Here is an 8,560-nt window from a genome sequence, read left to right as displayed (position 1 = left end):
TTTATCTGTATACCCGCAATTACGATAAGGTGATTGAATATGCCAATGAAGTACTTACTGCGAATCCCAAAACAATGCTGAGGGACCTGAAAACAATTTCCAACCTTACGCAGGAATACGGTCCGATTGCAGAGGATTATATCCGTGTTGAATATCCGGCCAACCTGCTTTTGATGACGGGGTACTCCCAGCTGGCTTATGTATATGGAAACTATGGTACTGGTAAGAGATTTATGCATTCAGCCCACCTGGCAAGTACAGAAACAAACCAGAGTGATGGCCCTTGGGGAGGTTATGTATCCAAACTATTTTATTTACCGGCTTTAAATTATAATACTGGTTATGTTTGTTCACCGAAAATGCCTGCTTTATTTGAATATACCGACCGTGAGGCAGGGGTGGGCTATAGCCGTACGGTAGTTCCGATTTTCCAGACGGATGAAGTACTCCTTTGCCGGGCTGAAGCCTATATCATGAAAAATGATTTTACAAATGCTACAGCTGACCTGGCTTTATGGATGTCCCAGCATACTTCCTCTTCTGTAACTTTAACAAGAGAGCTGATCAATAGCTATTATTCAGGACTGGCTTTTTATACACCTGAAAATGCGACCGTAAAGAAAGAGATCAACCCGGAGTTTACATTGTCTGACGAACAGAAAAACTTTGTTTACTGCCTGCTGCATTTCCGCCGCATTGAAACCATTCACGAAGGATTGCGCTGGTTCGACATTAAACGATTCGGCATCAAGATATACCGCCGTTTCCTGGATGAAAACTATAAAGTTACCCGTCAGGATTCCCTGGAAGTGAATGACCTGCGCCGCGCCGTTCAGATACCAAATGATGTAATCAGTGCAGGACTGGCTCCGAATCCGAGATAGTACTTACATAACTTATTAATAAAGTATGAATATGAAAAAAATAATAATATATCTGTTAGCTCTTACATTGACAGGATGCCTCTGCTCCTGCGATGATGACAAACCCAGCGGTCACAGTATCTTCCCTACGGATGGTGAAGAGGGAAGTGAATTTGACCAGTGGCTGCTGTATAACTATGTATATCCTTATAATATCGAGGTAAAATACAAAATGGAGGATATCGAGTCGGATATGAAGTATACCCTGGCTCCGGCTTTACCTGATAAATGCGTGGCTTTGTCTAAAGTAATCAAATACCTATGGCTCGAAGCTTACGACGAAGTGGCAGGACTGACTTTTACCCGCACCTATACTCCCCGTGTAATCCACATGATCGGTTCCGGTGCCTATAATACAAACAATACAGTCGTTCTGGGTACAGCCGAAGGCGGATTAAAGATCACGCTTTACAAAGTAAATGACATCGATCCGGAAACAGTGACGGCGGCTCAACTCAACAGTGACTACCTGAAAACAATGCACCATGAGTTCGCTCACATCCTGCATCAGACAAAGAATTATTCTACAGAATACCAGAACATTACCGGTAAAGATTATATCGGAGATCAATGGAGCTCCGGCTCCCAGACAGAAGCACTGGCCCGTGCAAAAGGATTTATCAGCCGTTATGCCCGTTACAGTGCAGATGAAGATTTCGTGGAAATGATCTCTATTTTCGTTACCCGGGATCAGGACGCATGGGAGGCATTACTTGAAGCTTCCAATACCGTAGCTGACGGAAACACGGAAACAGGTAAAGCCCTGCTTGAACAAAAATTCGAGATCGTAAAGGATTACCTGAAAAATTCCTGGAATATCGACATCTATGAATTGCGCAGTGTCGTTCAGAGACGTGGAAATAGTCTGGACCAATTGGATTTAACAAAAATTTAATACATCGTCTGTTATGAAGAAAATACTATATTTACTCCTTCTTCTCCCGTTCTTTTCTCTGCAATCCTGCGTAGAGGACGAGAAAGATATATTTGATGCTTCTGCTGCCGAAAGAATCGCGGCTGCCATGAAGGAATACAGAGCTACCCTGGCCGCTGCAGAAAACGGCTGGCTATTGGCTTACTATCCCGAGAAAAATCACTCTATCGGGGGCTATAACATGATGGCTAAGTTTACGGCCGACGGTTATGTTACCCTTTCCTCTGAAGTAGCTACCCGGAATTATGCAGCCGGAGATACTGTGACTTCCCAGTATGAGATCATCTCTGATATGGGACCGGTGCTGACGTTCAATACCTACAATGAACTTCTGCATTATTTCACGGAACCGAACGGCTCCAGTGATGTAGACGGTATGGCCGGGGATTATGAATTCGTATTTATGGACGTAACGCCCAGTAAAATCATACTGAAAGGAAAGAAATATGAAAATAGACTGGTCCTGACCCGTCTGGATGAACCGGTAGATCCGAAAGCTTATTACACATCCATTGCTGCTATGGAAGAAAATGCTTCTTTCGGTAATTACTATTTCCGGGTAAATGGAGATTCTGTTTCAATGGCTGTCCTTTCTGACCGTGTACTTAATATTGCTTATGAACAGTATTCACAAACAGGAGAAGTTGTTGTACAGGAAGAAGCCCTTGCTTTCACTTTTACGCCTACAGGTATAAAATTGTATGAACCTTTCGTTTATTCAAAAGATCTGAGAACAAACAATCAGGTAAAAATGGAAAACTTTGACTGGAACGAAGAGTCTGTTACATTTACCTGTACTGACGGAGCTGATGCTGAATTTGAAGCTTATTTACCGGAAGGGTATCGTTTCTATAAAGATTTTATCGGTACTTATACTATGAAACATAGTGGCAGTAAAACGACAGAAATTACTCTTACTGAAAAAGTAAATAAAAAATCTTTTACGGCTTCCGGTGGTGAATTGGTCTATCCTTTTGAATTCGGATTTGACTTGGCTAACGGAACAATTACGTTAAAAGCTCAGAAATACCTGGAGCAACTCAGCGCAAATGAATATATGGGAATTGCAATGTGGGATTCCAATAAAGGTTATGTTACCTGGGGCGATGGTGGAATGATTGGTGTATGTACGGAAGTCGGAGGTCATTTGACGATCAATTTTAAAGATAATAAATTGTGGCCGGGATATACTGTTGACGGCTTTATATATTGGAAATTCGATGGATCTGGTACTAGTATTGGTAGCGGCGGAGGACGATTCTACGAAATTACGTTGACAAAACAATAAAATTAGAGATCTATGAAAAAAATATTTAGCTTATTAACAATGACACTCTGCCTCTTTCTGGCAGGGTGCTCAGACAACGAAAATAACAGCACCATACCAGAGCTGGGCATAGAAAGCTCTGAGGTGATCTTTGGTGCCGGAGGAGGAGAAGGAACAATAACCGTTGCCGTCCCCAACATAGCGGCCAAAGCGGACCAGGATTGGTTTACCGTATCTGTGTCCGGAAATGTGGTAAAAGTAGTAGCTTCTGAAAACCGCGATGTTAACGGACGGACCGGACAGGTGATCCTCACTTCAGGAGGGTTGAAACGTACTGTTCCCGTAACCCAGTATGGACTTACCATTAAAACCAGTCCGTCAGAAATTATTCTGGCCGGAGCCGGGGATGAACAGCAGGTAGAAATTGTTTGCGATATCCCGGTTACTGTAGAAACCCTTGATTCCTGGATAAGTGCTACCCAGACAGGGGATACCCTGACTGTAAAAGCCGGAGCAAACGAAGCAATAAAAACCCGTAAAGGTACCATTAAACTAAGTGTTACTGAAAATGTTTATGCTGTTATTTCCGTTTCTCAGGATCCGGCACAACCCATCACTTACAATGACTTGCTGGGAGAATGGGATTTCAACTACGACAATGGGAAAACAGCCAAAGTAACCCTGACGACTAAAGTTCGGAATGAAAGTTTTACTGTAACCGGTTTAAGTATGAAATTCGAAATGAAATTCTATACGAACGGAAACATGGAAATAGTAAAACAGGATGTCGGGACCTCAGGGGCCAATACAGTGAGACTGTGTCCGTGGGAAGTAAGCGGAGAGGGAACATTTACCTGGGCAGACGGTGTGGGCCTGATCAGTGAAATCAGCGGAACGCGTAATGATTTAGTCTATACTTTTGTAGACAATGGCGTATACGGTGAAAAAGAGATGAAAGGGTTTATCCTGTGGATGTTTGACAGTAGTGGTACAAGTGTTGGAGAATACAAGGGAGGTACTTCCCGGTATACTTATATTTCTATGGAAAAACACAAATAAAAATCTCTTATAAAATTAAAATTCCCCTTACAGTTCAATCCTGTAAGGGGAATTTTAATTATTTTAATATGTTAAAATCACTAAACTCAAAAGATAGGATACTAACCAAATAACAAACGGCAGATATCTGAAATCTTGGAAACAAATTTAATCTGGATGTCTGTTGTTGTTTTTGTTAAACTTTTTTGATTCCCTTTAGGGATGAAAATTTGTTGAAAACCTAATTTTTCTGCTTCAGAAATACGTTGTTCTATACGACTAATTGCTCTGATTTCACCAGATAAACCAACTTCCCCTGCAAATACAGCATCATGAGGTAATGTTGTATCAATATTTGAAGATAATACTGCCATGACAACAGCTAAATCCAAGGCTGGATCACTAACCCGGATTCCTCCTGCAATATTTAAAAAAACATCCTTTGTAGCCAAACGAAATCCGACCCGTTTTTCCAAAACAGCTAAAAGCATATTTAAACGTCTTGAATCAAATCCCGTTGCAGAGCGTTGAGGAACTCCATACGCAGCAGTAGAAACTAATGCTTGAACTTCTAATAAAATAGGGCGAACTCCTTCAATAGTTGCAGAAACGGCTATACCACTTAAATCTTGGCTATAATTTGAAAGTAAAAGTTCTGAAGGATTACTTACCTGACGTAAACCAGATTGAAGCATTTCGTAAATCCCAATCTCGGAAGTAGAACCGAATCGATTTTTTAAAGAACGTAAAATACGATACATATATTGCTGATCCCCTTCAAAATGCAGTACTGTATCAACCATATGTTCTAGTATCTTGGGTCCTGCTAATTGCCCGTCTTTTGTAATATGACCAATCAGTATAGTTGAAATCGTATTTTCCTTAGAATAACGCAATAAACTATTTGTGCATTCCCGGATTTGTGAAAGGCTTCCTGGAATAGCATCTATATTTTCCGTCGCCAATGTTTGTATTGAATCAATAATCAAAAGATTAGGTTGTATTTTTCGAGAATGCTCTAAGACTATCTCAAGAGAATTTCCTGAAAGAAAAAGACATTCATCATTATCAACATTTAAACGCTGAGCTCTCATTTTAATTTGAGCGATACTTTCTTCCCCCGATACATATAGTATTTTGCCACACTTATTGTGTAAAGCAAACTGAAGTACAAGGGTTGATTTCCCTATACCAGGTTCTCCGCCTAACAAAATCATAGATCCCGGTACTATCCCCCCTCCTAATACCCGGTTAAGTTCATCATCACCTGTATCTATTCTCTCATCGGCATTTACTTTTACTTCTGACAGTCTAAGGGCTTTTAGTGCAGATTCACTTGTAAATATATTATTTCGTCCTTTTGCTTTTACCTCCATCTCTTCCTCAAAGCTATTCCACTCCCCACAAGTTGGACAACGTCCAACCCATTTGGTTTCTTTGGCTCCGCAATTTTGGCAAACATATATTGTTTTCGATTTCATATATACGTTTTATCCGTTCAAATTAATAAAACTCCTCGTAATCTTCATCTTGATTTATTCTTTCAATTATCTCATTTTCTGTGGTATCCTCTGTACAATTCAAATTCTTCAAAACTCCCATCGGTTTTTCAAAAGGAATTGATTCAAAATGAAGACCAGGATCATCCATTACTTTCTTTAAAAATTTTGCCCAAATGGGTAATGCCATACTAGCTCCTTGCCCGTTTACTAAGTTCTGGAAATGAATAGAGCGATCTTCTGCTCCCACCCATACGCCTCCAACCAAATTAGGCGTTATTGCCATAAACCAACCATCTGCATGTTGTTGAGTGGTACCTGTTTTACCTCCCATCGGATTTGTAAAACCATATTTATAACGCAAACGAATACCAGTCCCTTCGTTTACTACACCTTCTAACAAATTACACATCAAATAAGCCGTTTGCGCAGTAATTACTTCCCGGGATTCGGGCTGAAACTCTACCAAAACATTTCCGTATTTATCTTCAATACGAGAAACCAGGAGCGGATTATTATAAACTCCCTTATTTGCAAATATAGAGTAAGCAGCAACCATTTCCTTGACAGAAATTTCAGCTGTACCTAAGAACACTGAAGGTACAGGGTCAATAAAACTTTGAATTCCCATTTTATGAGCCATTTGAGCTACGGCTTCCGGGGTAAATTGTTTCAATACCCAACCTGAAATATTATTCTCTGAGTTTGCTAATCCCCAACGCAAAGTAACCATTTCTCCTTGTCTCTTATTACCTCCCCTCGCCGTCCATGTTGTTCCATCCGGTAAAACGAAAGTTTGCGGAATATTGGGTACTTGATCGCAAGGCCCTAAGCCTTCCTGCATAGCTAATGTATAAAGAATTGGTTTTATCGTTGAACCCACCTGACGTCTGCCAATACTTACCATATCATACATAAAATAACGGTAATCAGGTCCACCTACATAAGCTTTTACATTCCCCGTTTGAGGCTCCATAACCATAAAACCTGCCCTGAAAAATGCTTTATAATGTTTAATTGAATCTAGAGGACTCATAACCGTATCTCTTATTCCCTGCCAAGTAAAAATCTGCATTTGAACAGGTTTATTAAATTCTTTACGAATGTCAGCAAAACTCATTCCTCCATCTTTTAGTACTCTATAACGCTCAGTTCTCTTTATCGAACGGTTTAATATATCCCGAACCTCTTCTGGAGATAAATCATTTGAAAAAGGAGGATTTCGTTTCTCTATCTTTTCCCGGCTGAATAACGGTTGAAGATCCTGACTTAAATGCTCTACAACAGCTTCTTCAGCGTATTTTTGCATATGAGAATTGAGAGTTGTATAAATCTTTAAGCCATCAGAATAAATATCATAATGTGCCCCATCTAATTTCGTATTTTTCCTACACCATCCATAGAGCGGATTATGTTCCCAAGCTAACGAATCTTGCTTATATAATTCTGGATTCCAACGATAATTACTTCTATTTGGCTGATTTGCTGTCATAAAAATACGAAGATATTCCCGAAAATAAGTGGCATATCCTTCTTTATGATCTTCTTTCTTAAAATTCAAGCCAAGAGGTAACATTTTCAATGAATCATATTGACTAAAAGTAAGCTTATCATATTTTAGCATTTGACTAAGAACGACATTACGGCGGCCTAAAGTTTTTTCGGGCCTGCGTAGTGGATTAAATAAAGCAGGGTTTTTAGCCATTCCCACAAGCATCGCAGCTTCTTCTATTCTTAATGAATCCAGCGGTTTTTGAAAATATACGTCCGCTGCCGAATTTATTCCTACAGCTAAATTTAAAAAGTCAAACTTGTTTAAATACATTGTAATGATCTCCTCTTTCGTATAGCTTTTTTCTAAACGTATAGCAATTATCCACTCCCGAAATTTCCGCATAGATAATTCTATAAAATTCTGATTCGGATCCCGGGGAAAAAGCATTTTTGCCAATTGCTGCGTAATTGTACTACCGCCTCCTGAAGAAGAACTTCCCGTTAATAATCCTTTTGCAACCCGGAACAGTCCTATTATATCTATTCCACTATGATCATAAAAACGTATATCTTCTGTCGCAATTAAAGCATCTTTAACAGATTCTGGAATGTCTCTGTATTCCGTATAACGCCTGTTTTCACTCCCCTGATAATAGCGACTAATCATAGGGCCATCTTCAAAGTAAATTTCTGATGCAAATTTATTTGTCGGATTTTCCAACTCTTCAAAAGTCGGCATAAAGCCTAACTTACCAGTTGTAATCAGCCAAAAAAATATAATGACGGCTATTATTCCCGTCAAAAATATTCCCCAAAAAAGGAAAAAGAATTTTTTATACTTTTTAAACATGGGTTTCCTTGTTGATTTTTAATAAGCAAATATAATTGAAAAATATAAATTCTTTCATCTTCCTTTTATTACATTCCCATTCAAAATAATAAAAATGAATAAGGAAAACTAAATTTAAATTTTTGAATATATAAATTCGAAAACATCGAATTTTAAAAGCGAAATATAATCCACAATTTATATAAATTTTATATAAAATTCATCTATTTAATTAACTTTTATTTACATTAAATAAATCTATTTTATATTTTCCTTTTCTCCTTCTTTTCTCTTCAATATTATATGTTCGTTTTTATTGGTAATCCACGCCTGATAAGTTGATTTATAATTTACTGTATGTCAGGCATATATAAAAACATGAACAACGTAAAAATTAATCTTTAATTTAAAAAAAGATTTTTTATTATAAAAAAACAATTTTACTAACAGATTTAGAATTAATAGATTATGATAAAAAATCTGACAGATTTAAAGAAGGGAAGAACGGAAAGGGGTCTGTTTTTTATTTCCAAAGCTTTTTCTGAAAAAAATTCACCCAACATAAAACACCAAAAA

At 38.5% G+C, this 8,560-nt stretch carries 6 protein-coding genes; 4 read left to right on the top strand and 2 right to left on the bottom strand.

All coding sequences use genetic code 11. From position 1 onward, the window contains the following. The 4 genes from Q0465_RS06755 to Q0465_RS06740 form a co-directional block, all read left to right on the top strand. Positions 1-884, top strand: an 884-nt coding sequence (locus Q0465_RS06755) for a RagB/SusD family nutrient uptake outer membrane protein (protein WP_298614352.1), incomplete at its 5' end; no start/stop codon positions are given. A 31-nt stretch (positions 885-915) separates the two neighbouring features. Continuing rightward, a complete protein-coding gene (locus Q0465_RS06750) occupies positions 916-1,818 on the top strand; it encodes a putative zinc-binding metallopeptidase (RefSeq protein WP_298611075.1) in 903 nt (300 codons plus the stop codon). Between the two features lie 13 nt (positions 1,819-1,831). Then, positions 1,832-3,145 (top strand): DUF4302 domain-containing protein, encoded by a 1,314-nt coding sequence (locus Q0465_RS06745; RefSeq protein ID WP_298614350.1) that lies wholly within the window; start codon positions 1,832-1,834, stop codon positions 3,143-3,145. Between the two features lie 12 nt (positions 3,146-3,157). Then, complete coding sequence (locus Q0465_RS06740; protein WP_298614349.1) at positions 3,158-4,183, top strand: BACON domain-containing carbohydrate-binding protein; 1,026 nt, start codon at positions 3,158-3,160, stop codon at positions 4,181-4,183. Between the two features lie 101 nt (positions 4,184-4,284). Here the strand turns inward: Q0465_RS06740 and radA are convergent, their stop codons facing one another. Together radA and Q0465_RS06730 are read right to left on the bottom strand one after the other, a co-directional pair. Next, positions 4,285-5,643 (bottom strand): DNA repair protein RadA, encoded by a 1,359-nt coding sequence (radA, locus tag Q0465_RS06735; protein ID WP_298614347.1) that lies wholly within the window; start codon positions 5,641-5,643, stop codon positions 4,285-4,287. A 22-nt stretch (positions 5,644-5,665) separates the two neighbouring features. Beyond that, positions 5,666-8,005 carry a transglycosylase domain-containing protein gene (locus Q0465_RS06730; RefSeq protein ID WP_298614345.1) on the bottom strand — a complete coding sequence of 780 codons (2,340 nt, stop codon included), beginning with the start codon at positions 8,003-8,005 and terminating at the stop codon, positions 5,666-5,668. Between the last annotated feature and the right edge of the window lie 555 nt (positions 8,006-8,560).

The organism is uncultured Odoribacter sp., from assembly GCF_937966165.1.
Taxonomy (GTDB): Bacteria; Bacteroidota; Bacteroidia; order Bacteroidales; family Marinifilaceae; genus Culturomica.
The sequence above is the reverse complement of the archived record's forward strand: the minus strand, read 5'-3'. Positions and strand labels throughout refer to the sequence as shown.

Bases quoted from the DNA above. Each gene is read 5' to 3' on its own strand.
- Q0465_RS06750 (WP_298611075.1), top strand. From the start codon at position 916: ATGAAAAAAATAATAATATATCTGTTAGCTCTTACATTGACAGGATGC.
- Q0465_RS06745 (WP_298614350.1), top strand. From the start codon at position 1,832: ATGAAGAAAATACTATATTTACTCCTTCTTCTCCCGTTCTTTTCTCTG.
- Q0465_RS06740 (WP_298614349.1), top strand. From the start codon at position 3,158: ATGAAAAAAATATTTAGCTTATTAACAATGACACTCTGCCTCTTTCTG.
- radA (WP_298614347.1), bottom strand. From the start codon at position 5,643: ATGAAATCGAAAACAATATATGTTTGCCAAAATTGCGGAGCCAAAGAA.
- Q0465_RS06730 (WP_298614345.1), bottom strand. From the start codon at position 8,005: ATGTTTAAAAAGTATAAAAAATTCTTTTTCCTTTTTTGGGGAATATTT.